This is a genomic window from Levilactobacillus tongjiangensis (genome assembly GCF_003946345.1).
Classification (GTDB): Bacteria; Bacillota; Bacilli; order Lactobacillales; family Lactobacillaceae; genus Levilactobacillus; species Levilactobacillus tongjiangensis.
On record NZ_RHNY01000003.1, the window covers coordinates 36434 to 62360 of the forward strand.

Annotated in this window: 26 protein-coding genes, 1 pseudogene and 1 riboswitch; of the genes and pseudogenes, 7 read left to right on the plus strand and 20 right to left on the minus strand. The window is 48.3% G+C overall.

From position 1 onward, the window contains the following. Positions 1-311 precede the first annotated feature (311 nt). A complete protein-coding gene (locus tag EKM75_RS02145; RefSeq protein WP_125691686.1) occupies positions 312-1946 on the minus strand; it encodes a malolactic enzyme in 1635 nt (544 codons plus the stop codon). Between the two features lie 136 nt (positions 1947-2082). On the opposite strand from EKM75_RS02145, the gene EKM75_RS02150 reads away from it, so the two are divergent. Continuing rightward, positions 2083-2967, plus strand: a complete 885-nt coding sequence (locus tag EKM75_RS02150; RefSeq protein ID WP_125691688.1) for a LysR family transcriptional regulator — start codon at positions 2083-2085, stop codon at positions 2965-2967. A 98-nt stretch (positions 2968-3065) separates the two neighbouring features. On the opposite strand, the gene EKM75_RS02155 is transcribed toward EKM75_RS02150, so the two are convergent. Next, the gene (locus EKM75_RS02155) at positions 3066-3608 is read right to left on the minus strand and encodes a TetR/AcrR family transcriptional regulator (RefSeq protein ID WP_125691690.1); all 543 of its coding nucleotides are present in this window, start codon (positions 3606-3608) and stop codon (positions 3066-3068) included. Between the two features lie 141 nt (positions 3609-3749). On the opposite strand from EKM75_RS02155, the gene EKM75_RS02160 reads away from it, so the two are divergent. Then, on the plus strand, positions 3750-4754 hold the full coding sequence (locus tag EKM75_RS02160; protein ID WP_125691692.1) for an NADP-dependent oxidoreductase: 1005 nt from the start codon (positions 3750-3752) through the stop codon (positions 4752-4754). A gap of 105 nt (positions 4755-4859) precedes the next feature. Next, a complete protein-coding gene (locus EKM75_RS02165) occupies positions 4860-5468 on the plus strand; it encodes a LysE/ArgO family amino acid transporter (protein WP_125691927.1) in 609 nt (202 codons plus the stop codon). 140 nt (positions 5469-5608) lie between these two features. Here EKM75_RS02165 and EKM75_RS02170 read toward each other — a convergent pair whose 3' ends face one another. The 13 genes from EKM75_RS02170 to EKM75_RS02230 all read right to left on the minus strand — a co-directional run bounded on the left by EKM75_RS02170 (position 5609) and on the right by EKM75_RS02230 (position 17698). Continuing rightward, a complete protein-coding gene (locus EKM75_RS02170) occupies positions 5609-6106 on the minus strand; it encodes an LURP-one-related/scramblase family protein (protein ID WP_125691694.1) in 498 nt (165 codons plus the stop codon). A 120-nt stretch (positions 6107-6226) separates the two neighbouring features. Then, on the minus strand, positions 6227-6922 hold the full coding sequence (locus EKM75_RS02175) for a hypothetical protein (protein ID WP_125691696.1): 696 nt from the start codon (positions 6920-6922) through the stop codon (positions 6227-6229). A 112-nt stretch (positions 6923-7034) separates the two neighbouring features. Further along, complete coding sequence (locus EKM75_RS02180; RefSeq protein ID WP_125691698.1) at positions 7035-7607, minus strand: cadmium resistance transporter; 573 nt, start codon at positions 7605-7607, stop codon at positions 7035-7037. Between the two features lie 815 nt (positions 7608-8422). Next, on the minus strand, positions 8423-8926 hold the full coding sequence (locus tag EKM75_RS02185) for a GtrA family protein (protein ID WP_125691700.1): 504 nt from the start codon (positions 8924-8926) through the stop codon (positions 8423-8425). Between the two features lie 162 nt (positions 8927-9088). Further along, entirely contained in the window at positions 9089-10729 is a 1641-nt protein-coding gene (locus tag EKM75_RS02190; protein ID WP_125691702.1) for a peptide ABC transporter substrate-binding protein, read from the minus strand. A gap of 468 nt (positions 10730-11197) precedes the next feature. Then, the gene (locus EKM75_RS02195; protein WP_125691704.1) at positions 11198-11557 is read right to left on the minus strand and encodes an MmcQ/YjbR family DNA-binding protein; all 360 of its coding nucleotides are present in this window, start codon (positions 11555-11557) and stop codon (positions 11198-11200) included. A 273-nt stretch (positions 11558-11830) separates the two neighbouring features. After that, positions 11831-12673, minus strand: a complete 843-nt coding sequence (locus EKM75_RS02200; protein WP_125691706.1) for an SPFH domain-containing protein — start codon at positions 12671-12673, stop codon at positions 11831-11833. 11 nt (positions 12674-12684) lie between these two features. Further along, positions 12685-13014 carry a toxin-antitoxin system HicB family antitoxin gene (locus tag EKM75_RS02205; RefSeq protein ID WP_125691708.1) on the minus strand — a complete coding sequence of 110 codons (330 nt, stop codon included), beginning with the start codon at positions 13012-13014 and terminating at the stop codon, positions 12685-12687. A gap of 151 nt (positions 13015-13165) precedes the next feature. After that, positions 13166-14290, minus strand: a complete 1125-nt coding sequence (locus EKM75_RS02210) for an NAD(P)-dependent alcohol dehydrogenase (RefSeq protein WP_125691710.1) — start codon at positions 14288-14290, stop codon at positions 13166-13168. A gap of 240 nt (positions 14291-14530) precedes the next feature. Beyond that, positions 14531-16006 carry an aldehyde dehydrogenase gene (gene aldA, locus EKM75_RS02215; RefSeq protein WP_125691712.1) on the minus strand — a complete coding sequence of 492 codons (1476 nt, stop codon included), beginning with the start codon at positions 16004-16006 and terminating at the stop codon, positions 14531-14533. A 199-nt stretch (positions 16007-16205) separates the two neighbouring features. Next, positions 16206-16505, minus strand: a complete 300-nt coding sequence (locus tag EKM75_RS02220; RefSeq protein WP_125691714.1) for a hypothetical protein — start codon at positions 16503-16505, stop codon at positions 16206-16208. An 18-nt stretch (positions 16506-16523) separates the two neighbouring features. Beyond that, a complete protein-coding gene (locus EKM75_RS02225; RefSeq protein ID WP_125691716.1) occupies positions 16524-16847 on the minus strand; it encodes a DMT family transporter in 324 nt (107 codons plus the stop codon). Between the two features lie 173 nt (positions 16848-17020). Continuing rightward, entirely contained in the window at positions 17021-17698 is a 678-nt protein-coding gene (locus EKM75_RS02230; RefSeq protein WP_125691718.1) for an N-acetylmuramoyl-L-alanine amidase, read from the minus strand. A 287-nt stretch (positions 17699-17985) separates the two neighbouring features. Between EKM75_RS02230 and EKM75_RS02235 the strand changes: the two genes are divergently transcribed. Continuing rightward, on the plus strand, positions 17986-18495 hold the full coding sequence (locus EKM75_RS02235) for a nucleotidyltransferase family protein (protein WP_125691929.1): 510 nt from the start codon (positions 17986-17988) through the stop codon (positions 18493-18495). 122 nt (positions 18496-18617) lie between these two features. Here the strand turns inward: EKM75_RS02235 and EKM75_RS02240 are convergent, their stop codons facing one another. Next, a complete protein-coding gene (locus tag EKM75_RS02240) occupies positions 18618-19124 on the minus strand; it encodes a DUF2798 domain-containing protein (protein WP_125691720.1) in 507 nt (168 codons plus the stop codon). A gap of 171 nt (positions 19125-19295) precedes the next feature. Next, positions 19296-19840: pseudogene (locus tag EKM75_RS02245) on the minus strand (DUF1097 domain-containing protein). Positions 19841-20203: 363 nt separating this feature from the next. On the opposite strand from EKM75_RS02245, the gene EKM75_RS12990 reads away from it, so the two are divergent. Further along, the gene (locus tag EKM75_RS12990; RefSeq protein ID WP_125691722.1) at positions 20204-21616 is read left to right on the plus strand and encodes a tyrosine-protein phosphatase; all 1413 of its coding nucleotides are present in this window, start codon (positions 20204-20206) and stop codon (positions 21614-21616) included. Between the two features lie 328 nt (positions 21617-21944). Here the strand turns inward: EKM75_RS12990 and EKM75_RS02255 are convergent, their stop codons facing one another. Continuing rightward, positions 21945-22955: a CAP domain-containing protein gene (locus EKM75_RS02255; RefSeq protein ID WP_125691724.1), complete on the minus strand. Its 1011-nt coding sequence runs from the start codon at positions 22953-22955 to the stop codon at positions 21945-21947. A gap of 48 nt (positions 22956-23003) precedes the next feature. Here EKM75_RS02255 and EKM75_RS02260 point away from each other — a divergent pair, with 48 nt between their 5' ends. Then, a complete protein-coding gene (locus tag EKM75_RS02260; RefSeq protein ID WP_225426633.1) occupies positions 23004-23516 on the plus strand; it encodes a zinc ribbon domain-containing protein in 513 nt (170 codons plus the stop codon). 114 nt (positions 23517-23630) lie between these two features. Here the strand turns inward: EKM75_RS02260 and EKM75_RS02265 are convergent, their stop codons facing one another. Next, positions 23631-24437, minus strand: coding sequence for a hypothetical protein (locus EKM75_RS02265; RefSeq protein ID WP_125691726.1), 807 nt, complete (start codon positions 24435-24437; stop codon positions 23631-23633). Between the two features lie 115 nt (positions 24438-24552). Then, positions 24553-24650, plus strand: a riboswitch (TPP riboswitch). Positions 24651-24726: 76 nt separating this feature from the next. Here EKM75_RS02265 and thiW point away from each other — a divergent pair. Further along, positions 24727-25236 (plus strand): energy coupling factor transporter S component ThiW, encoded by a 510-nt coding sequence (gene thiW / locus EKM75_RS02270; RefSeq protein ID WP_125691728.1) that lies wholly within the window; start codon positions 24727-24729, stop codon positions 25234-25236. Positions 25237-25276: 40 nt separating this feature from the next. Here the strand turns inward: thiW and EKM75_RS02275 are convergent, their stop codons facing one another. Next, complete coding sequence (locus EKM75_RS02275; protein ID WP_125691730.1) at positions 25277-25741, minus strand: hypothetical protein; 465 nt, start codon at positions 25739-25741, stop codon at positions 25277-25279. Positions 25742-25927 lie beyond the last annotated feature (186 nt).

Sequence of the window (25927 nt, forward strand, 5' to 3'; positions counted from 1 at the left end):
TTGGCTATGACAGGTGACGGTGACTTAGTGGGTGGTTGATAATTGATTGTGGATGGTAACCATTTGAACAGAGCGGGTACTGTTCTGACTTTAGCGATATTAACCGCCAGTATGAGCCGGAGGATGCCAGGAACCGCGCAGTGTCGATGTCCTTAGCCGGTGATTATCCGGCTTAGGACATGGGCCGAGCTTGGAAACTCACGGGTTAGGTGAGGTTTCAAGTCGCCCTGGAGACTCGTGATTTGTCGAGGCTTCAGGGTTGCCCCACAGCGCGGTCCCTGGCAGCCGCAGGCGGGCAACCACCACTCCAACTAGATGTTCTTGTATTCAGGAACCCACTTCATGTCAGCAACAGCTTGCTTGGCATCAGCAATTGGTTCCTTGTTGAGCTTCTGGTCAAGCACGCTTTGTGCCACGATTTCAGCCAATTTTTGTGAGAAACTGGTCAGCTGTGAAACGGGAGGTAAGACGGCAGCACCTGGTTGTGACGTGTCGACGATGCCACCTAAGGCGTGGCAAGCAGCGGACAGCGTTTCGCCGTTCAGGACCTTAGCCGTGGCAGCAATCAGACCGAAGCCTAATCCAGGGTACATCAAGGCGTTGTTGCCTTGGCCGATATGGTAAGTGGTTCCCTTGTAGTCAACGTCCTTAGCGGGAATTCCCGTGGCGATGAGGGCCCGACCATCCGTCCATTTAACCAAGTCTTCGGCAGTTGCTTCGGCCAGCTTGGTGGGGTTGGACAGTGGGAAGATGATTGGGCGGTCGGTGTGGGCAGCCATGTCCTTCACGATTTCTTCAGTGAAAGTACCAGGTTGTGTCGAAGTCCCAATCATGACCGTTGGGTGGACCGTCTTAACGACAGCAGCCAGGCTAGTCAGCTCGTCGGCATTATCAAATTCAGAACGATCACGCGTGAAATCGCGTTGGGCAGCGGTCAGGTCAGGGGTGTCGTTGAACAACAACCCTTGCTTGTCGACGGCGTAGAAGTGCTTCCGGGCTTCGTCTTCTGACAGGCCAGCGCGCTTTAACTCGTCTAAAATTTGGTTGGCGATTCCCATCCCAGCGGTACCGGCACCAAACGTTAAGAACTTTTGGTCCTTGATGTCTTCTTTGGAAATGTTCAGGGCGCCGAGAATTCCGGCCAGGACGACCATCCCAGTACCTTGGATGTCATCGTTAAAGGTGGCAAATTTATCTTTGTACTTGTCGAGAATGACTTGGGCGTTGGAGCGACCAAAATCTTCCCAGTGTAAGAGTGATTCAGGGAATAGCTTCTGTTCTGCGGTGACGAATTGATCGATGACGTCGTAGTATTGATCGCCATAGACCCGTTTGTGGTGGTTCCCTAAGTACAGGGGATCATCCAGTAAAGTTTGGTTGTTGGTGCCGGCATCAATGCTGACGGGGAGCACTTGGGCGGGGTCGATTCCAGCAGCGGCGGTGTAAACCATCAGCTTACCAACGGCGATATCTACACCGTTAACGCCCCAGTCACCCATCCCCAGGATCCCTTCGGCGTCGGTAACCACGACCAAGCGAATGTCCCGGTCGCCCGCAGCGTTCTTCAGTGAAGCTTCAATGTCAGCTGGATCATCAATTGAAATGAACGCCGCGTTTTGCGGGTCGGTGAAGAGGTGGCTGTATTGTTCAATGGAGTCGGCCACCGTTGGATCGTAGACGATGGGCATGAATTCAACGACGTGTTCGTCCATCAAACGGAAGAACAACGTCCGGTTTTCATTGAATAAGTTCATCAGGAACAACCGCTTTTCCAGGTTGTTTGGTTTGCTTTGGAATTGAGCGTAGGCTTGCGTAGCCTGTTCGTCCAGCGTTTGAACGTGACTTGGTAGGGTACCGACGAGTCCTAAGGCGTGGCGTTCTTCCTTAGTAAAGGCCGTACCTTTGTTTAAAAATGGGTTATTTAAGATTTCATCTGCAGTTTTCATTGATAGATTCCTCCAGTTCATAATTAACTTTACGAGACATACTATAAATGGTGACTAATTCTATAGTCAAATGTAGCACCTATTATAAATTTATTTTATAATAGGTGGATAAACGGTGATTTGAAGGTGATTCTAAATGAATATGAAGGACCTAGCCTATTTTAATCGGCTAATTCAAGAAAAAAACTTTTCAAAGGTGGCACTGGACTTTGGCGTGACCCAACCAACAGTCACGATGGCTATTAAGCGGTTAGAGACGGCATTCAAAACGAAACTCGTTGTGCGGGACCGCGTACACAATAAATTAGACGTGACCGCCAGCGGGCAACAACTAGCAGTTCACGCAGCCGCAATTTTGGGGGAACTAGACATTGCCCACCAAGAATTGGCCCACTTGGCGCAAGAACAGACGGTGCTGGGATTACCACCCATCATTGAAAACTATTACTTTCCGAAGGTGGCGGCTCAGTTACAGGCACAGGGGATGCTCGAAAATATTCGGACACTGGAGGGCGGCTCAGTTTGGTTGCGCAACGCGTTAAAGGATGGTCAGGCAGACCTAGCCTTGCTGGGTTCTGCAGAACCGTTAGCCTACCAAACACTCGTGGCTGAAGAGTTTGACCGGCAACCGTTTAACATTTTTGTGTCGGCGCACCACCCATTGGCCAATCGTAAACGCATCTACTTTAGTGAGTTGAAACGAGAAAAATTTGTGTTATTTACCAGTAGTTTTGTTCACAACACGGCGTTTAATAAGTTGACGCGCCGCAATCATTTTCGACCGGATGTGGTGTTCCGTGCCAGCGATACGCACGTTATTATGAATCTGGTGGCAGAAAATGTCGGTGTCACCTTTCTAACCGATATCGTGGACCAACACCGTGATGACGTGGTCCGGCTAGAGTTGTTGGACGACGAACAGCCCGAGTTTATCACCAGTATTGTCTCGCGGACCTCCCACGTGTTAACGCCAGCCCAGGAAACGGTGCTGCGGATTATGCGGGAGACTTTGGAGGATTAGGCCGGGTGTCGTTTTTGAGTGGAATTAGCTGTTCTACACTCAGTAATTAGCAAAGCCCCTGAGAATTATCTTCTCGGGGGCTTTTACGATGGTATTTATTAAATTCCTGGTGCAATCAAACACCACAGTCGTTCAAACCGGTCGGTATAATCGTCATCAAACCAGACTTCTTTGAAATTGGGTAAGGCAAAGACGGCAAAAGCTGACAGAATGGCATTGGCTTGTTCGTGATGGGGGTCTTGGTAACCCATGATGGTGTCAATCTGGCTAGCAGCTTCCTGTAGAACCTGTTTGAGCGCCCGGGGGTCGTTGTCAATATAGGTTGTGTTGAGGGCAAACATGCTGGGGTTTTGCCGGTAGGCGTTTCGCTTGGCGTTGGCGAAGCCCCACAGCCAGTCATGGAGCTGTTGTTGCCGACTGACGGTCTGAGAGACTGAGATTTTCGCAATGATATTTCGATGAAACCAGTCCTGGGCGACAGCCTGCCAGAGGCCCTGCTTATCGTCAAAGTAGCGGTAAATGGTGGCATGAGTGATGCCTAAACTGTCTGCCACTTGCGTGAGAGAGACGGTCGCTGAATGCGTCTGGGTAATTAGCTGGCCAGCCGCGTCAATAATGGCTTCGCGGGTTGTTTTCGTCATGGGTTAGGCCTCCTTATCTGTTTTTCTGTAGTGTAACATGAAATGACCAAAAGTAACAATAATTGAATTTTGTAATTTATCTGGTATACTGGCCTTAATAAATGACAGAACAAAAAACGTTACTTTGAAGGAGACTGACCAATGAAAGCTGCCCAATTAACCACCTATGCGAAAGATTTTCAGTTAACCGTCACCACGTTACCCGTTCCAGAAATTGCTGCCGATGAGGTGTTAGTCAAAGTGAAGGCTGCCGCCGTTAACCCCTTAGATCAGCTGATTGGTTCCGGGAGCTTACGGGTGTTGTACGGGTATGCCCGTCCCGTAACGATGGGCAACGAGATTGCTGGAACTGTTGAGCGGTTGGGTTCAGCCGTGACCGACTTTCAGGTTGGAGATGCGGTCTACGCTCGGTTAATTATTGCTAAGCTAGGTGGCTTCGCGGAGTACGTGGCGGTCCCTGCGCGTGCATTGGCAGCGATGCCCAGTGGTTTGAGTTTTGATCAGGCCGTGGCGGTGCCACTGACTGGATTGACGGCGTATCAGGCATTGCACGAAAAGTTGAAATTACCTGCTGGTGCGACCGTCTTTATCCCTGGCGGTTCGGGGTCCTTTGGTCAATTGGCGATTCCATTAGCTAAGGCGGCGGGGCTAAAAGTTATCGTGAGTGGTAATGCCCGTTCCAAACAGGCCTGCCTAGACTTAGGTGCAGACCGTTACTTGGATTATCGTGAGGAAGATTACTGGGAAGTCTTACACGACGTGGATGCGGTGATTGATACGTTGGGGGCACAAGAAATCCCCCACGAATTGGCCATCCTGAAGCGTGGCGGGCAATTGCTTTCGTTGAAGGCGGGTCCTAACCGGTTGTTTGGCCAAACGGGTGGTTTCCGTTGGTGGCAACGGGTGCTCGTCTCATTGGCCGGCTTGAAGATTGACCGGATGGCCCAGAAACAGGGCGTTACGTATCAATTTCTCTTTGTACGGCCGGATGGTCAACAGCTAGAGACTGTGACCAAGCTGGTTGAACAACTTCACATCGTCCCAGCCGTGGACATTCAGGTGTACGGGTTGGACGATGTGAATGCTGCGATTCAGGCAATGAGAACCGGTAAACACCGCGGGAAAGTCATCTTGCGGCTCGATTAGGTTTTACGGGGCCCCATAATTTTGGTATGCTAGCAGAAGTCGTTTCAAAATTTTAGCCTCATCCAGATTACGAGGCTTGAAGGAAAGTGAGCCGCTGTGCTAGCCATGTATTTACGGGGCTTACTCTTAAGTATTGCCCTGGTGTCGTCTATCGGCATGCAAAATTTATTTCTATTTAACAATGCCATCAATCAAAAATTATCGCGCGCGTGGCCGGTGACCATCATGATCTGGATTGCCGACACAGCTCTAACGCTGGCGGCTTTCTTCGGGATGGGGGCCATCATTAGCTCCCACGAACTGTTTAAATTAATTATCATGTTCTTGGGTGGTTTGTTAGTTATCTGGATTGGGTTTGGTATCTTGCGGTCGGCTGCGAGTTTCAAACTAGAGAGTGCGAATACGCCGTTACCCATGAAAAAGTCGTTGGTGAACGCTTGGGTCGTGACCTGGGCCAATCCGCAGGCGCTAATCGATACCAGCTTGATGTTTGGGGCCTTGCGGGGTTCACTGACTGATAGCCAGGTGACACCATTCATTACGGGAGTTATTTCCGCAACCGCTATCTGGTTCTTTGGAATCACGTTGTTACTGGGACTGCTCAAGGAACGGTTGCCGCAGAAGTTCTTGTTGTGGGTGAACATTCTGTCTGGAGTCATCGTGATGGGCTACGGTTGTTATCTGCTGTGGCAGGCGGCAATGATGGTTATTTAAAAGAAAATTTTGGTGGTATGCAGTCAATTCTCGAGTATTTTTGGGTGATTGCTATCAGGCTAAATGTATCTAAATACAAAAAAAGAGTGACGGTCGTGGATATTTCCAGGACCGCCACTTCTTTTGGCTAGTTCGCCAACTTAGTTACTGGCACCACTACTAGCGGCAGCTGCCATTCGCTTGACGTAGTCGATGGCAATGACTAGGCCCACGAGCAGAAGTTCCTGTTCGTCGTCGATGATGGTGATCTCATACTTGTCGCCAACACTGAACCACCGTTTGGTCACGCGTCCCACGACGGTGCCTTGCTGGGATACTTCAAAATTCATATCCCAAAAGTCACCGGTAACGGTGAGACCGGCTGCTGTCAGCTCATAGCGTGGCTTCAGTAGCGTCAGGCCTTTTTGAATAGTCGCTACCTGCTGGCCACCAATTTCCAAGAAAAATTTGGGTAGCCAACTAAGTGGTTTCTTGGTGACACTGGCTACGACGCGTTCGTTACGGTCGAGAATGTCAAAGTGTTTGGGAATTTGAAAGACGCTGCCAACGACTTGGTACACGGGTTGCTCACGTTCGTTGAGGACTGAAAACTTTTCTCGTAGCGAGAAGACCCGTTGATTTAAGAACAATTTGTGCATCGGTATTACCTCCAGGATTTATGGGATTAGGTGGTTATTAGGGTAGATGCTAGCATTAATTTTACATAAATAGGCAGTCCGGCATCGCTGTTGGCGACACATGACTGCCTAACTGAAGTCTTATTCTTCACGTGGTCGAAAGGGGATGACGTTATCCTTGCGTTGCCCCTGCTGCATCTCAGTGAAGACCTCGTTCATAAATCGGTCGAACTCTTCTTGTGAGTCGGGAGCGTCTAGGTCGAGGTCATCGAATGCACTGGTTTTGTAGATTTGATGGGACTTGGCGTATTGGATGATTTGATCCAATGCCGTCTGATTGGTTTGATAGGCGTAGAGAATGTGGGTGAGCTCAAGGTCATCAATGTACTCTTGCAGACTGTCCGCATTCACGTCGTTTTTAACTGATTTGAACTCGTCGTTGGGCACCAGTGAAATGTTGCGGTTGACCAGTGTGAGGTAGGTGACTTCACCCACGCTCTCAACTTCCCGCAAGTCGGCTAGCTTGATGACGAGGGTGTTGCGCTGGTCGCTCGCAATGTTCTTCACCATTAGCTTGACGGTGGCTGACGGCTTCAACAGGTGGGGCCCCTGGTCCTCATCACCGTGGGCATCAACGTCGGCTAGTGTCATTTTTAAAAAGGCAGCCCGGTCTGCTCGCGATAGGTGCAGCTTCTCCTGCATCGTTTGGATGACTAAGGCCAGGATGGCACTGTAGGCTTCAGGGTCGGCGTAGGTATCGGCTGCCGGCGTGACGTCGAGCCAGGCCCCGTCGTCGTCATCTAGACCAGCTTGAAACAATAGGCGATCGTTCTTCATGATTTCCCTCCCAAATGAGTACTCGTGGCCTCATTATACCGTTAAGGGGCGCAAGTTCATAGGTGAAAATGTAATCGCTGTCAGATATTTTCCAAGTGTTTCACATGAAACATTAAAGGAGAATTGCCAAACCGACAATGATAAATAAAACTGGTGAGAGCCTGGCGCCGAAGCGAGCAAAGAAATAGCTAGCTGGGGCCGATTTGGCTAGGTAATAGCTGATGGTCAACCAACCACCAATCATGACTAGAAAGATTAAACTGACCGCTCCAAACGCTGGCAAGGTGAGCTTACTAAAGTAGGGGATGTAAATACTGAGATTGTCCCCACCGTTGCCGACGGTCAATGACCAGACGACTGGTAGACTGACGGCACGGGTCAACAGGGATTTTAGCCCGCCGGTGTCACGGTGTCGTAACCAATTGCGGAGGCCCATGGTTCCCAGCAACAGGGGAATCACCCCCAGCCAGCGCGTCCAGTGGACCACATTAAAATGCACGACACCGCGACTGATGATCCACGCTGCCAGCATGAGGGTGATGATTCCTAGATACTGGCCAATAATTACGGAGCGGCGTTGTTGGGGCGTCTTGGCTGCTAGCCAAAGTAATAGGAGTACGATTAAGTCATCGGTATCCGTGACGAAGAAAATCCCGATGGCGGTGAAGATAAACGATAGTGACATGCGCCAATCCATCCTTCTCTAGAGGGTATGTTCTATCATACACTAATTGGGGGAAGTAGTACTATACTGGCCGCTTCCGGCCGCCAGGGAGGGTGCCTGCTGTGGGGACTGCTTCCGGCCTGAGGAGCGGTCCTCCAGCGCGACTTGAAATCACGCCAAGCCCGCGTGTTTCCAAGCTCGTCCCGTGGCCTAGACTCGGTCAGCCCGCCGAGTTAACGCCACCGACACAGCCGCCACCCTCCCTGGCGACCTCCGTTTACGGTAGTGAGTGAGGCTTCTGGCGGTGAGATGTGTATGATGGAAAAGAGAGCGTATTTTGTCTGGTAGAAGATAATTCAGACGGATAATTTGTTGGCCGCCTCTGATGGCCAGGGAGGGTGCCTGCTGTGGGGACTGCTTCCGGCCTGAGGAGCGGTCCTCCAGCGCGACTTGAAACCACGCTAAGTCCGCGTGTTTCCAAGGTCGTCCCGTGGCCTAGACTCGGTCAGCCCACCGAGTTAACGCCACCGACACAGCTGCCCCCCTCCCTGGCGACCTCCGGCTACGGTGGTGGGGCGAGTTTTTGTTGGTGGCTTGTGTACGAGTGATAGACTGAAACTTTGATATGAAATTGTCGTCCAGATGTTTTAGAGATAAGTCGGAGATTGATGAAATTTGAGATTTCTCACGAAGGCTGAGAAGCCCGTTTCTCAGGCTGAAGCGTCCCCACAGCAGGCCCCACTCCCGTCCGCCGGAGTGCGATGCCAACTGCTTCGACCACAAAAAAACACGCATCCCAGTGAACAGGGGATGCGTGCGAATTTAGTTGGTTAACTTTAATCGGCAGGGGCAGGTTGGTTCTTGAAGACCAACTTCTTGGAGACGAAGAAGTTCAGAACTAACGCGATGATGTGGCCGATGACCTTCGTGATGGTCTTGTTGGCGCCAATTACGGAAATTCCTAACCATAACAGTAGCGTTTCAATCAAGAAGGTAATGACACGGGTCATGTAGAACGTTCCCATTTCCTTCATTGGCTTGTTTGACTTGTGCTTGAACACAAATTGACGATCCAACCAGAAGGAAACTTGAACACTGATCAGCCAGTCAATGAAGTTGGCCAATTGATATTCGATACCCATTGTGTGGTAGAACAGGTAAAACAAAGTGATGTTGATAACCACTGAGACGGCACCGAATAAGAGGTAACGGGAAATTTGACCTTGAACTTTGTCTTCGACCTTTTTGAGTTCGGCGGCGTGTTCGTTTTCCGTTTCGGTTAACTCAGCTTCGTATTCCGACTCGGTAGTCGGATATTCATGATGACGTAATGGGGCCATAATCAATAAGAACCTTTCCGTAACGTTTTTTTAGCTGGGTCAACCGGCCGAGAAGCTTTCATCGGTTCACCTGAGTCATGAAAACGTGTAATTAAGATGCTATCTTAATTATAACGTTTCTCACTCTCAGTGCAATGGAACTTGTCCGTCAATTCGACTGAATTAATCGCCAACGTAGGCGTGCGTATAGTCTGCGCTACCGTTAAATTTATTGTAGACGACACCCTTTATCTTGGGGCTGACCAGAGTTCCGGTTCGACCCTCGTAGAGTGGGGTGACGGCTTGATCCTTGGCAGCTGTTTGGGCAGCCTTGACTAAATCAGTGTAACGGGCAGTGGACTTCAATGCATCACGACCTTCGGAGGCGTTCAGTGCTTGGTCGTAGGTCTTACTGTCGTAGTCGCCCATGTTGGAGTTGTTGGTCGATTCCAGAATCTGTAAGGATTGGATGGGATCGGCGTAGTCCATGCTCCAGCTGGTCAGGTTAAGCTGGAAGTTTCCCTTGGAAACGTTGCTGAGCATGGAGGTAAATGGCATGGCTTGTACGTGGACCTTCAAACCGAGCTTGCTACTCAGGGCACTTTGGATAAATTCAGCCATGTTTTGACTGGCATCATCGTCTCCGCAGGTGATCGTCACGCTGGCGGATTTTTTGCCCAATTGCTTCAGTGCTTGTTGGTACAGCTTCTTCGCGAGAGTAGGGTTGTAATCGACCGTGTTCTTCACCTTAGCATCGGCCGTAAAGTCGTTGCCAGTCTTAGGATTCTTCAACATGTTCTTGATGGCAAAGGTTTTGGCAGGCTGGGATCCGTTCTTCAAGACCTTGGTGGTCAACTGTTGGCGGTTGATGGCCAGTGAAATGGCGGTTCGTAAATCGCGGTTAGCGGCAACCTTGTCTTTTTGGTTGTACTGAATGAAGCCAATCCGACCTTGTGAAATGGACTTTAAGTCCGGATTGTTTTTGTTTTGGGTGGTTTGTTCACCATCGAGGGTGACGGCGTCCAACTTCTTGGATTGGTAAAGGTTGTAGGACGTGGTGCTCGACTTGATGACCTTGTAAGAAATCCGCTTCAGCTTGACTGATTTGGCAGCAGCATACGTGGCGTTCTTCTTTAAAGTCCACGTATCGCTCGTTCCGTTCCAGTTGGTTAGAACGAACGGCCCGTTGTAAACAGTGGTGGCAGCAGACGAACCGTACTTCTTACCATACTTGTCGACGGCCTTTTGGTTCAGTGGGTAGTAGGTCGTGCTGGCTAACATCTTCTTGAAGTAGGCGGCCGGCTGACTTAACGTGATCTTAAGTTGGTACTTACCGACTGCCTTGACTCCCAACGTTGCGGGTGCTTTCTTGCCGGCTGCGATGGCGTTCGCATTTTTAATGTTAGCGAATTGGTAGGTGAACTCCGACTTAGATTTCGGGTTCAGCGTCCGCTCCCAGGAATAAACGAAGTCCTGTGCCGTTACCGGTTGACCGTTGCTCCATTTGCCATCATGCCGTAGGTTAATGGTGTACTGGTGGCCGTTATCACTAACGGTCGTCTTGGTAGCCAGCGCATTCTCAGCTTCGCTATTGGCATTGAGCCGGTAAAGCCCTTCGCCAACTTGGCTGAGGGCGTTGCTGGAAACGCTATCGGTAATCTTGGCAACGTCGAGACTGGTAATGGGCGCCGTCTGATATAGGTTCAGGTCCTGGGAAACGGCGGTCTTCGTTGATTTCGAGTGAGCGGTGATGGCGAAGATGCCACCAACTAAGATAATTCCGCTACAAAGTAATAAGGCTTTCTTGTGGTTGCGTAAACTCATGATGTATTCCTCCAGATTTTTTAGTCGTGGTTGTTAGAAATAACACTGAGTTTTGCCATCGTTTGAACATAGGTGAAGCCCCCTTGGTTAAATGTATACAAAAAACCGTCCTCAACAGCCAATGTGTTAAGGACGGTTTTAACCGCGGTGCCACCTTAATTAGACGGGTCCCGAAAAAGAGACCGCGCCCCTCTCCACAGGAAACTAACATTTCCCTGACAACTGACGTATGTCGCACGTCTTCCCGTACTACGAAATGATTCGGGGAAGCCCTCGGTGGTCCATTTAACTACCTGCGTTCGGTCGTACTCTCAGCAACGACGACTCTCTTTACGTGCACGATAATCTTGATCTCCACTTCAATGGTTTGTTTCGGACGATTTATTGAATTGAGGCTAGTTTACCGCTGGGAAAATGATGTGTCAACTAGGAAATTCAAAAAGATTGCGTTTGATTAATTATTAATAATTATTTATTAGTAACAAGCTCATAACTACCATCGAGTAGTTGGAAGAGACTGTGAGCGTCGGTAGCTTGATTCAAAATGATGCTGATCCAATGTTCCTTATTCATGTGGTAGCCAGCTAAGTAGCCTGGTTTGTCACGCAGGATGCTGGCTAGTTCGGGGTCAACTTTAACGTCGAGAATATCAAGCTCGTCGGTTCCCGGGAGCCCCAACTTACTCTGAGAGACGTTCATGATGAGACCGAACCACTTACCCTGCCGATTTTTGAGAACAGCATATTTCGGAAAACTTTTGAACGGATAGACCGGGGTGATTCCAAAATTATCTTCGGTGTAAGTGAAAATATCTTGTCGTGTGACCATGTACGGATCCTCCTATGGCGTGCTGTAACTACCTTTAGTGTACGGCTAATCATAGGGGGATACAATGAGACTGGTGACGACTGATGCGGTGAACTGGTTGTGCTAGCTATTGCCAGACATTTCGGGCATACTGGGTGAACCGATTGACGATTTCTAGTTTCCGGAAACCAGGTGGCCTGACGTAGGTCTCGGTAGCAACTACTAGTCGCCAACTGCTCAAAAAAGCGTGCAAAGTTTCCCATCACAGGTAACGGTGCACGCTAGCTCGCTAATTTATTTTTTCGAAGGCTTCGGCGTCTTATCCACGAGGCCACTCTTCAAAGCCGCACCAATGGCGGGAATTTGACCCAAGTCGGCGATGTGATCATTGGGAACAACGACCACGTTGGCAGGGGATTTGGCCAGGTCACTGAAGGCGGAAATTGATTGGTTTTCGAAAAATTCTTTCGTGGCGGACTCCAGACTGGAATTGACCGTATCAATCCGGTATTTTTCAGCATCGGCACGGGTTCTAGTGGCGGTCGCTTCCGCGGTGGCCGTGGCCATGAGGGCGTCGTTCTTAGCCTTAGTGGTCAGTTCGATGGACTTGGCTTCCCCTTCAGCCTTGGCAATGGCGGCCACCCGTTCACGGTCGGCCGTTAATTGCTTGTCCATGGCGGACTGGATGGCCTTAGAAGGCGTTAATTCGTCAATGTTGGTCCGATCGACGTTGATACCGTATGTGTCGGTTAAATCACCAATGGCGGTGGCCAATTCTTGGTTGATTTTGGCAGTTGAGCCTAAGGCTTCGTTCAATTCCATGCGGCCAATAATGTCTCGTAAGTGGCCACGAACCAGTTGGGCCATGGATTCAACGGAGTCGGTGTTTTCATATTGGTATTTCACGGAATTAGTGACGTGATAGTTCAACGTCAGGCTAGCGGAGACATCCGCGTTATCCTTGGTGATGACGGAGTAGTTGGGTAGAGCCAATGGCGTCATGGCCAGGTTGACCGTCCGAATCTTCTGGATACCAGGAATGTAGAAATGAATTCCTGAAGTGACGCTGTGCTTGTATTTCCCCAACGTTTCAACTAAACCTTCGTTATTTTGACGAACAATCCGAATCCCAAGCATACTAATTCCCCCTAGATTTTTTTGAGCGTTAAGATGTTACCGTTACTTTCGGTAATGGTATAGCTAGCCGTTCGGTCCGGCTTTTCTGGCGCCTCGAGCAGGTAGCGATAGTAAATTCCCGCCACTAAGACTAAGCCAGATTTGGCATCTAATTCCTTGCCGGATAACGAGCGACCAATGAGCTGGCGTTGCTCCCAAGTCCCGTGTGGTGCCGCCCGGGAGAGCAATTGAACAATGTAGGCGTTGATGCTCCGACTATCGGCGTCCGCTGCCAATGATAAACGTTGAAAGAGATCCTCATCCATGCGTAATAGAAACCGTTTTTGTTTTTCCTTAGCCATAATAATGCCCTCCCTTGTGATAGCTTAATGATATCACTTTGATATTGCAATAACAATTGTTAAGTTGTTACGGAGAAGGTTAGGTCGCGGACAGAAAAAACCGGTGGATCCGTCTCTCGTACGGATTCACCGGTTCGATTAAACCAACGCTTTATTTGCCAGGAACGTAGCTATCATCAATGACCAGAACAGGCTTGATGGTCTTCCCAGAAACGGAGTCAGCGTTGGCTTCGTTGATTTGACTGAACTTGTAGAACTTTTCGGTCTTATCGAAGTCAAATTGCCCCAACTTGTAGAATTCAATCAGACGAGGAATATCAACTTGAGGAATTGAGTCACCCATGTTGACCCCAACAACCTTCTTATCGTTGACACAGAGGTCGTTCCAGGTATCCAGGTCGATGTGGTGGTTCGTCACAGCGATTGCGGCGGAAGTCCCACCTTGTGCCAGAGCGCTGATGGAGTTACTGATAACAGCGGCAACCCCAGTGGTATCAACGGCGTAGTTGACGCCATAGCCACCAGTCAAGTCTTGAACGGCTTTGACAACGTCGTCAACCTTGCTGCTGTTGATCACGTCAGTTGCACCGAGTTCTTTAGCTAATTCCAAACGGGAGTCCACGATGTCAATGGCAATGACTTTGGTGCAACCAGAGATCCGGCCAGCCATCATGGCAGCCAACCCAACGGCACCAGTCCCAAAGACGGCAATCGTGTCACCAGGCTTTGGCTTCAAAGTGTTCAGAACAGTTCCTGAACCAGTAACGTAGCCACAGCCCAGAGGTCCGAGCTTCCGCAGGTCTAAATCTTTGTCGACCTTAACGGCGTTCCGTTCACGAACAACCGTGGTTGAGGTAAAGGAGCTTTGGTCGAACATGTCGGCAACGTTATGGCCGGCTTCGGTGAAGTGGGCGCTCCCATCTGGACGAACACCGGATAGGTTATTTGCCGCGTAATTTTCACATTGGGTTGGGATACCCTTCAGGCAACTCTTACAGTTACCACAACCATAGAAACTCAGGACAACGTGGTCGCCTGGCTTGAATTGGGTAACTTCTGGGCCAACTTTTTCAACGATACCGGAACCTTCGTGACCTAACACGATAGGGTAGTCGATGACGGCAACCCCAGTCCGTAGAGCCTCATCGGAGTGGCAGATCCCACTGGCAACCATGTGAACCTGAATGTCGTCGGGACCCATATCGGCCAGTTCAACGTCATCACGAATATCAAAATCAGCATTTTGCTTATCAACAACTGCAGCTTGAATCTTCATAATTGGCACCTCGTTTTATTAGATATGTGTTTGTTTTTACAATGTTCATTATCACACAATGAGATTAAAAAGCAAACGCTTTCATTAATCGTTTCATGCCAAATATCCGTGTGTAAACTTGGCATGACTAACGTTCTTGATAATTAAAATTGTATTAGAAAACTTTAAAATAATTGTTTAATCAGTCACGTTCATAGAAAAACGATAACCCGAAAGTGGCTTATCGTTTTTCAACGGGTATTAACCTTGGGCTTTCTCTGGGTGGCCTTGCAGGTAGATTACATGGGTGTTCAGGAACTCTTCGATCCCGTGCTTCCCGTCATCACCGCCAATGCCAGATTCCTTCCAGCCGGAGTGGGAGCCGTTCATGGCTTCAAAGTTGAACCGGTTGATGTAGGTTTCGCCATCTTCTAGCTCACGAGAAGCGCGCATAACATTGTCGATGTTCTCAGTGAAGATGGAAGAGGTCAGACCAAAGTCACTGTCGTTGGCCATTTCAATGGCGTCATCCAACGTCTTAAAGGTCAAGACTGGCAGAACGGGGCCAAAAATTTCATCTTGGACGATTTCAGAGTCTTGCTTAACACCACTGATAACCGTTGGTTCAAAGTAGAAGCCCTTGGCAATCTTGACGACGTGGCCACCGGTTTCCAGTTTGCCACCGGCCGCAACGGCCCGGTCAACCATGCCAGATACTTTGTCCAGTGCGGCTTGGTTAATCAGCGGGCCCATGCCAATGTCTTCGTGAGCCATTGGATCGCCAACGGTGACTGCGGCCATCTTCTGTGCCAGTTCTTTCGTGAATTTGTCAGCAATGCTTTCCTGAACGTAGACTCGTTCACAGTTGTTGCAAAGCTGTCCGTTGTTATCGACCCGAGAATCGATGATCGATTGTACGGCCAAATCGATGTCGGCGTCCTTGCAAACAATCGCTGGCGCCTTGCCACCAAGTTCCAGGGAAACTTTGGCCATGTGGGTCGCTGCCGCTGCCATGACCCGCTTCCCGGAGTTGACGGAACCAGTCAAACTAATGATGCCGATCTTCTTGTTCTTGGAAAGTTCATCACCAATGACGGCCCCAGGACCGGTAACGATGTTAACAACACCCTTAGGAATGCCAACCTTTTCACAGATTTTACCAAATTCCAGTCCTAGGTTTGGTGTATCGGAACTAGGCTTCATGACAATGGTGTTCCCAGTTACCAAAGCTGGTCCCATCTTCCGCGCAATCAGGAAGAATGGGAAGTTCCAAGGCAAGATGCCAGCAGCGACGCCAATGGGTTGCTTGTCGATCATGATACTTTCGTTGGCGTTGTCGGATTGTAGAATTTCACCTTCGTAAGTTCGTGAAGCACTAGCCATGTAATCAAAGTAGTCAGCTGAGAAGAGAATTTCGGTGGTAGCTAAAGACTTGATTTTACCTTGTTCTTCCTGGAGCATTTCAATCAGGTGATCGGCTTCCTGCCGGATTTCTGCAGCAACGTCGTGCAGATATTGCCCACGGGTTGCGGCGGGAACTTTCTTCCAGGACTTCTGAGCTTCATAAGCGGCATCGATAGCCGCACGCGTTTCCTCTAATGTTGCACTAGGAACCGTAGAAATTGGTGCGCCAGTAGCGGGGTTGATCACGGTAATGAGATTGCCAGATGAAGAATCCTTGAATTCGCCATTGATGTACATTTGATAATGCTTTAAAGCAACAGAATTTTGAGCCATAGTAGGTCGTCCTTTCCCCAAATCAATAGACAGACTAACTTGATCCACAACACGTCATTGAATGACATTTATAAATGGCATGGTTAACACCAATCAATCATTTATAGGTGTTGAAATCAATACAATGTTAACGATTGAGCAATCGAGGATACTAATATATTACTGATATATCCGATTACTCGCCTACGTTATAACGCATTTATAGGAAGAATGCAAAATTATTCACAAGACAAGGCGACCACAAAATCTGGTGAGCTCTGCCGATCTTACTGCGCGTAGCGGTCGAAAATTTGATAATAGACTTGTTAAACTCAATGAAGAATTCAGTGGTCAAGGGTCTGCTTAGGACCGTTAATCGTTGATTTTTAAGAGTTAGAGGCATTAAAAAAGACTGAATCAACGAGAATTCAGTCTCATAAGAATCATTTTTGTAAAAAGTTGGGATGATTTTGTAGAAAACCTGCAGCACCGGCCCCAAGATTACCTCAGTTTCTGTCATGCGGTGTTCCTCCTCAGGTTAATTTCCTGGACCGTACAAATTGAGGATGACCACACCGGCAACAACCAGTACAATTCCTAAAACGCTTGCCTGATTAATTGGTTCATGCCAATAAGTCATGGAGATAAACGTAGTGATGACGATGCCAATTCCAGCCCAGATGGCGTAGGCAACGTTTAGATCGATGTTCTTCATCGCTAATGATAAGAAATAGAAGCATAGTGCATAGGCCCCTAATGCACCCAGGGCAGGAACGAAGCGGGTAAAGCCGGCTGCTGCCTTGAGTAAGTTTGTTCCAACAAGTTCTCCCATAATTGCAATGCCTAAGTACATGTACGGCATGGTGAACACCTCCTCATGTTTCGTGTGAAACCCAACTGTAAGATTTACCCTAACAGTTCACTAACGTTGGGGCAATTAAAAGCGCTTACAAATTCAAAAGCTGGTTAACTAACTAAGAAAAGACGACAGCGGGGGACCGGGGCAAAAGTCCCGGCCCCCTGCTAAAGATGGTCCTACTTGATTTTTTCGTTCGTGATGGCTTCGATGTCCGCTTTGGCAATCTTGGCCATGTGTTTCTTCAAATGTTTGACGTCGGTTTTATTTGTAATAAAACCAGACTCAACTAGACTGTAATCAATGCCCCGCTTACGCAGAACGTTACAGTTCCGAAGGTTCGTTCGGAAACTATAGCCATTGTAAGCGCGGTTTAAGCCAACGTATTTTTTGATGACTTTAGCCAGACGCTTATCACGAGCCGTTGGGTGCTTCTTGTGAATGATCACGTGACCCCCATGACCGGCTGGTGCATCTAAGTGGAACATGATAACGGTCGTTTTCTTATTAATCTTGTAGGAACCCTTGTGGTGATACAAGGTATCACTCACCAAGTTTTTCTTGGGATTATAGAAAGTGATTTCACTGTTTTTAACTTCCTTGGCATACTTTCGTAATTGTGGCAGCATGTGCTTCCGCAGGAAAGCTGCTTCGGTGGTGCCATTACCGCGAGCACCGGGATCGCCGGCACCGTGGCCCATGACAATCAGGTAATGTTTCTTGGCCTTAGTCTTGGGCTTAGTTTTAGTCGTGGTTGTTTTGGTAGCCGCGCTGGCGGTGGTTGTGGTCGTCGTTGCTAGCGTTAGTGGTAACAGTAACATGAGCCCCGCAACGAGACCGAAAGTCCATTTTTTCATATGTAGATTCGCTCCCTTAAAAGTGTTAAGGATGATGAGTCTTTAACTGCATTAAGCATACGCTAAATCCGCGAAAACGGGTAGACCTTTTTCCAAATTCGGCGAGAATATTTGATTGCTGCACCATTCAATCATCCAATTAATTGTTGATTGCGGTTTTCATTAGAGAATCAGGGTGCGATGCGCGTTCATCGCCTGGTATAATTAACATAATATTGTTTGGAGAGGGATGGACGCGTGTGGATGAGCAACGGGTCGTACAGATTATTCAACAGGTACCGGAATTGATGACCATTTTAAAAGTGATTGATCGTTGTCATCTGCGGCAGGGGGCCCTGGCAGCGGGCAGCATTCGTAACACGGTCTGGCAAGTGCTAAGTCACCAGCCCGTTCAGCTGATGAGTGACGTGGATGTTGTCTTTTTTGATCCGGACCGACCAGCTAGTGATGATTTGAAAATCTATGACCACTTAGTTCAGGTGGCTCCCCAGTTTAACTGGCAGGTTAAAAATGAAGTGTACATGGCGCATTACAATTTTGCGGATACGCCGGAGTTTACGTCAGTAGCGGACGCCATCGGCCACTTTGTTGAAGCCCCCACTTGTGTCGGGGCATATTTGGCAGATGGTGAGGTGAAGCTGATTGCACCACACGGGGTGACGGATCTCCTAGCGTTGCGGTGTCGGCCGATTCCCTTCTATCAACAGGATCAGCAGCATTTGGCCATTTTTCGTGAGCGCATGGCGAAAAAGCAATGGCAGCAGCGTTGGCCGCAATTACAGATTAGCGAAAAATAGAAATTAAAAACGACCATCAGATAATTCTGGTGGTCGTTTTTAATCTGCCTGGCGTGGGTCCATTAGCATAGAAAAACGCCGCAGCTATATCTAAATGATAGCGGCGACGTTTAGTTTAGAAATTAGTTTTCGATGGATTCTGGTTCAGCTGACGCTTCGGCTGGGGCGGTTTGCTTTTGAACGGCACCCAGGATGGCGCGGGCGATAGGCCCAACGATTAAAAGCTGTAAAGGTAAAGCCATGAAGAGGTTAAAGATCCAGGTGTGCAAGTAGGTCAGGAAGAAGTTACCACCAAAGTTTTGGGTAACGACCATCCCGAAGAGGGACATCAGGGTAACCATCCCGGCCACCATCATTACAGAAATGGTGAGGGCGATACGAATCTGCTTCTTTTTCATGTAATCGTTAATGATAAAGTGGAAAAAGATGTATTTAACACCGGGGCCAATGATTCCCAAGTCGCAGATTGCGGCGACAATCAGGGCCAGTGGATAGCCAGTCAGGACTTCACGAATGAAGTGATGTGAAAATCCATCGGCTAGGGCGATGTTGTAGCCAGCCATGACTAAGACCATGAGGCCTGCCATGACGGCAGTGAAAAGTAGTTCTTCTTTAAAATTTTTAGGCATTGTGTTGCTCCTCGTTTGAATTTCCCACGAGGTGCTAGCATACCACGTTTAATTTCACGGCGTAAGGATTATTTTTGAAATGGGACAATGTTTTCGAGAAAAACGCCAGCGTAGGTGTTACACGATTATAAATATCATTTATTGTGACTGAGTAATCGAAAATGGAAGAGACTAGTCTTCTTCAGCTGAATCCGTGGTGGTTTCTGCGGACTTATCCTTTGTTGGTAGCAGTCGTTCCATAATCTGATTAAAGTAATCAGATGCATAACCAATTAAGAAAATCCCCAGCAACATGGAACCGTAGAGTTGTCCTACGAACAGGGCCCAGTGATGGACGGGAACGTTGGTAATAATCAACATGGTCGTTCCCCAAGCAATCAGCCAAGCGGGCACAATCGTAAATTTCATAATCGTCCCTTGTAGGAATAACACGATGAACGTCAGGAGGCCAAACATGATGGCGCTCGGCCACAGCTGACCCATGCCTGGCACCTGGAGCAGGCGAAAGGCGATTAAGCCCCAAGCAATCCCCAAGGCAAGCTCACTAAGATATTCCAAATCTTATCTTTAGGGAAACCAGCGCCAAAAAAGTAGGAAACTGCAACGAAAGCGGCGGAGCCCATCCAGAGGGAAAAGCTGCCCATGACGACGCTATAAACAAGGGTGAACAATCCCACCCCAATTGAATCCAACCAGACTTTTTTACTAATTTTCATACGGAATCCCCTTTACTAATTAAACGCTTACACAGCTATTGTAATCAACAGTTTAAAGGATTCAGTTGATGGGCGCAAGGACTTTAGGTAAAACGTTATAACAAATATTTAAAATACCCAGAAATTGATAAAAATTTGGAAATGTACGCTAGTTGCTGTCAATTTTTTCTAAAAGATTAGCTACTTTGGATTTAGAGTCAAGCTAGTGACAACCGTTTCTGTCGGCGGTTGCATAAAGATTATCGTAATGGTCTTTACCAATCGTGTACAGAACGTTTGCAAATACAACACAATCCCTTGCTAATATCAATTCTTGTGATAAGCGCTGAACACTAATAATAACTATAAGCAGGGAGAAATAACATGCAAAGCTCAATTGTCAAGACTCTTAGCCTAGCCGGGGTCACACTATCATTAATGGGAGCGGGCGTTCCCAGTGTTGTTGCCGCAGCTGATGCCAATACTGCTGGCCAACCAACGGAACAAACGACACCTAAGCCTGGTGACAAAGACAAACCAGCTACGGGAACTGATACTGGTAAGCCGGTGACGCCACCGGTTACTACGCCAGCTAAGCCTAAGCCACAACCAATCAACCCCATTCCAACTGAATCATTGGGGAAATACTTGTTATCCGATCAATCTAAGGAAGCTGACCTTAAGCAACACCTAATTGCCTTCCATAAGACTAAAAACACGCGTGACATTGGTGGCTATCAGACGGCCGATGGTAAGTGGCAAATTAAGCCAAACAGTTTGTTACGTTCAGATGCGTTGAACAACTTGGACGCAGACGATATTAAGTTGTTTACGGACAAGTACCGGGTCAAGCAAGTTGTTGATTTCAGAACGCCTGGTCAAGCTTCAGGCAAGGGGACGGATAAGGTTATTCCTGGTGCCCCCAACACCAATTTATCAGTGCTGGGCGCGCACGCCTACGCTGATGGCCAAGGCGACGGTGCCTTCTACGTCCAACGTTTAGAATTTGGCTACCCAGCGGTTATGGGTTATCGTCAATTCTTGAACATGGTATTGAAGAATGAAGGCGGCGCATTCCTATACCACTGTACTTCAGGGAAAGACCGAACTGGGATTGCGACCGTTCTGCTGATGTCGATCTTTGGGATGGACAAGCAAACAATGGTCAATGACTTCATGCTCTCACAATACACGGGACGGACTGTGAAGATCGAATGGATCTCAGAATACTTCCGTGAAATTGAACAAAACTACGGCTCTCTTCAAAAATACATCAACGACGTTCTGGGCTTCACACCAGCCCAACAGGAACAACTGAAGGCGAAGTATCTGATCTCAACTGATGGCAAGAATACGCCATACGTGGATAAGACGGCGGTTAAGCCAACTCCGGCTCCAACTCCAACTCCAGCGCCAACAGCGCCAGTCACGCCAGCTAAGCCAGATAAGAAGCCAGAAACGGCAACGCCAGTTAAGCCAACGCCAGCCAAGCCTATTCATGGTGGCGCAGCTGACAAGCCTGTAAAGGGCAAGAAGGTCAAAATTCTTTCAACCAAGAAGTTGCATACGAAATTTACGTACAAGTTGAAGGCAAACAAAAAATGGTTTAAGGATGCCCTGTTAGCCAAGGTCTTTGGTAAGGGTCACACCCCTAAGCACTCTGCTAAGAAATGGCAGCTAACTAAGATTGAACATGTAAAAATCTCAGGTAAGAAGTACGCTTACTACCAAGTGAAAGATCACCAAGGTCATACAGCTTGGATTCTGAAGGCGCACGTGGTTAAAGTGCATAAATAGGTTAATAGATAAAGCAAAGGACCGGGCAAGTGCCCGGTCCTTTATGCGTTGAAACACTGAATTCTAACGTTTAAAAATCATTGCGCCGTAACTTTCATTTCCGGTGTAGTTGCCATGTAGAATAAGGAAATGTTTCCACGTTCTTTCAAAGTTAGGTGATGACCTTGGGACGATTCATGGTAAGCTGTTCTTGCATCAAGACGAAGACCTCTTTCATTGTTTGTGTGAGAACTCCAATGATACCTGAGATTTACGTCTTGGTGTATTTATTTTGTCCTAAATTCTAAGTGGCTAACTTGATTATAAAATTCGCCTAAAATTTAATAATCTACTTACTCAGCTTAAACAATTTTGTCTGATATTTAACATCCGCATGATTACTTAACCCACTAACTTTAACCGTATAAGCGTGGTTGACTTTCACCTTGCTCAGTGCTGGCTGGTAGGAAATACTGGTCTTAAACCAGCCATAGCCGGTCGCATCATTGTAGTTGGTCACATGGGTCACCTTAATCTTCTTATGCGTCGTATTATCAGTGACCTTGACGACTGGCTTGCTGGCCTTTTCTCCCGTCCCAATGCTGTATGAAAGCGACCAGACACCGCCCTCAACGGCATTGATTGGGAAAACACCGGCCTTAGGATAAGCAACTTCCTTAGCTAATCCAGCTTTAGGATCAAAGGCCCGGCATTTGGCGCCGCCCTCAAATACCTTGAGATCATTGTAAATACCGGCTTGACCGACACCAATTTCAATCGTGTTGCCTAGCAACCATTCGCGGTGACCGGGAACGTAGTCAGACTGTCCTGAATCTACCAGATAATTCAAAACGTTGTCATAGGGCTTAACCACGCCCTCACCAATATTGCTATAACCCGTGGCATCGACGCCCCGATTCCAAGCCGTCTTTGAAACGTATCCGGGCCGCTTGATACCCGTCAATTCATGTGCCAGCCCTTCATCCGCAGCGGCCATCGTGGCAGCACCATACTGCGCATCCTCATTCCACTGGGGATTAGCTTCAATTGTATTCAGGCCATACATTTGCCGGTAAAAGTTAACGGATTTGACCGTAGCGTTGATGTACTTTTGGCTCAGCTTGCCCGGTTTAAATGACTTCTTCAATGATGGCTTTTGCGCGTACATCCCCTTGGTGCTGTTAGAGATGCCTTTCAGCTGTTGCCGATAACCTTTGATGGTTGCCCGTTCCTGGGTGGTAAAGGCCTTCTTTTCGGTCGGTTCCTTAGCCTTGGTTTTCGCCGCCGCCGGTTGGAAACCTAATGCGCCACCAAACGTGACGGCCAAGAGGCCAAGCATAAGGGTGGTTGTTTTTTTCATGATGTGACTCCCTTTCTGTATGTATAACCTTAATCATACACGAGGGGCATGACACAATATGTCATTGAGCAACTTGTTCGTAAAATTTTCCGTGTGACTTATCGGCTAGCTAAGACACTCGTTGCGGCGTATGGTTCACATACACTTTTTGTTTTGGAAGATTTAACTAACGTGACGTTCAACACCGAGGACCTGCCTAAGTCCCTACGAAACAGCCATCGTTCCTGGTCTTTTTTCCAACTAGAGTCTTTCTTAACATATAAGGCTCAGGCCATTCAGAGTATCGTGGTGAAGGTCAATCCGGCCTTCACCTCACAACGCTGTCCCAAGTGTGGATTGGTTGAGAAGGCCAACCGGCATCACGATACTCATGAATATTGGTGTGCCCAATGCCAATATCGTTGTAACGATGACCGATTAGGAGCCATGAATATTGCAATGCTCGGCCAAGATTGGTTGAACTGTATCAAACATCCAAAGATTAAGAAGCTAACAACTATTGGGTGGATCCTGATAGTTAAACGGGTGACCGTCAATTACCCGGTGATGTTGCCACTATGAGTAGGAGTGCCTAACGGTTATGTTGGACTACTGTGTTGCAAGACACGTGAGCGACAAGCCTCTGAATTCATTCAGGGGTAATTGACCTCGTAATTATTCAAAAAACAGGATATTTTAACGCATCAATAAGACGTACTGCAATTTGAGCGTCCCAGCTTGTGCGCTACCAGTCAGATTGGTATTAATGGCATATTCTGAGGCGTTAGCGGCACGCAGCTGCTTTTCTAGGGTCCGGACCAGGCTGACCCCTAGTTGCCCCTTACCGGTCGTTTCGATAGCTAATTTGCCATGCTGTGGGTCGGCCAGCCGATTGAGATGGTGAACAGTCGGCTGATTGATCAGTGTTAAGTCGCGAGCGTTCAAGTTTTTCAGTTTGAGCGTTTTGATGACATCTTTGATGGTGTAATCAGCGAGGCGGTCATTGCCGGACGAGTAGTAATTGAGAATCATGGACAGCTGATTATTCAGCGGGTAACCGTCATGTTGGAGCCGTTGGTAGATAAAGCGGTCAAATTGGCCGCGGTCGTTAAAACTTACGGGTGAAGCCAACTTCAAGCCGTCATTTTTAACGGTTTCGCGGTAATAGCTGCCATCTTGTAAGTAGCCCCGCCAGACCCAACCAGCCGCACGACGATTGCCGCTAACGACGTAATAGTAGTGGGCGGTCGTGTTACCGTGGCTGAACCAGGCTTCGCGATTGACGTGCCAGGATGTATGTGGATAGTTACGTAGATTATGTAATTTACGGGTGTGCGTGTTGTTCCAGAGATAGTGCGTGGCGGCATTACGGTTGTGAAAGACCTGTGTGTAAGGCAAGTTATGACTTCTGTTTAACTGATAGCTACTTGCCTTAGCCGTTGTGACACCACTTAAGCAGATGCTGAGAATTCCCAACGTCAGGGTCAAACCGAACTTTTTCATAAAATCCCCTCCCAAGTCAGTATACCAGTTTGGCTAACCAATTTAAGGGCGAATTGGTACAGATCATTATGAGTTGCTTCGGCCAGCCAGACCCGGTATAGTTGGGCTTAACTTAAGATGACACTAGGGGTGCCAAGTGGCTGAGATGGTGAATGCCAATCCCTTTGAACCTGTTGAGTTAGTGCTCGCGAAGGAAAGTGTGCGGTTGGTTGGGGAAAGCCCTGGGCCCTCGTTTTGCGGTGAGTAAAACGGGGGTCCTTTTGGGTAAAAAAACTGGGGAGTGAGTTAGATGTCTAAGAAAGTTTATCCTATGACGTTAACGGCCATGTTAGTGGCATTAGGCGTGATTGGCGGCAGTTTGTTTTCATTTTCAATCGGGGTTGCCAAGGTGGCACCCGTGCAACATTTGATCAATTTAGTATCGGGCGTGTTATTGGGCCCGTGGTGGGCGGTCGCTCAAGCTTTTCTCACCTCGTTGATTCGTAATCTCATGGGTACGGGAACGGTTCTGGCCTTTCCAGGAAGTATGATTGGGGCCTTTCTCAGCGGCTGGTTATTTCGGCTGACCGGCAAGCTGGTGGCGGGATTATTGGGTGAGATGGTGGGTTCCGGAATCTTGGGCGCCTTAGTGGCTTACCCAGTGGCCGCGTGGTTAATGGGAACGACCGGAGCCGTCTGGTTGTTTTTACCGAGCTTCTTCATGAGCGCGATGGTGGGGGCGTTAGTGGGTTACGTCCTCTTGAAGAGTATGTGGTCAACCGTGATTGCGCCGCAGTTGACGAAACTGCGGGGTAAATAAAAAGACGCTCAAAAAACGGCGTCTAAGTGATTTCTATATCTTATTTTAATAACGCATGGCTGGCACGAGCATCGTATTTTAGGTGGGTAGCTTTGCTGGTGACGTGCTTGAAATGCTGGCCTGACTTACGTTTCCCGTATTTCTGTAAGGTGAGTTTCTTTCCGTCACGGCTAACTTTGGTGTAAGACCAGGATTTTTCTAGCGTGTCATACGCGCGTAGCCGATAAACGCCGTGGCTCTGGCGATAGACTAGGTGATTTCCCCCGTAATCGTGCCCACCAAAGTCAGTCATCACGAATAGCCACTTCTTGGTTAAGATCATGGCATTGGTTGAAACCTCGGTGTCGTGACCGCTGTGGTGGGATCGGTGCTGTGTCCAAGATCCCCTGAGCGCTTTAGGCGTCCCAGCCGTCCACTTTGACTTAGCTTGCGCAGTCGTGGTTCCCCAACCAAGACAGCCAAACAGACCCGCCGAGACAGCGATACTTGTTACAAATTTATTCATGTAAATCCCCTCCGATGGGAACAAGTATAGCAAATATTCGAGAGTGAGACAAAAGGCTGTTAGTCAATGAGCATTAACGTCGCTAGACGAATAATCCCGGTCTTGGATGGTTTTCCTAGCGGGGGTAAGCGGAGTTGATTGTCCTTTATCGCACGTTTTGGCTAGATATATTTGAAGCACAAAAAG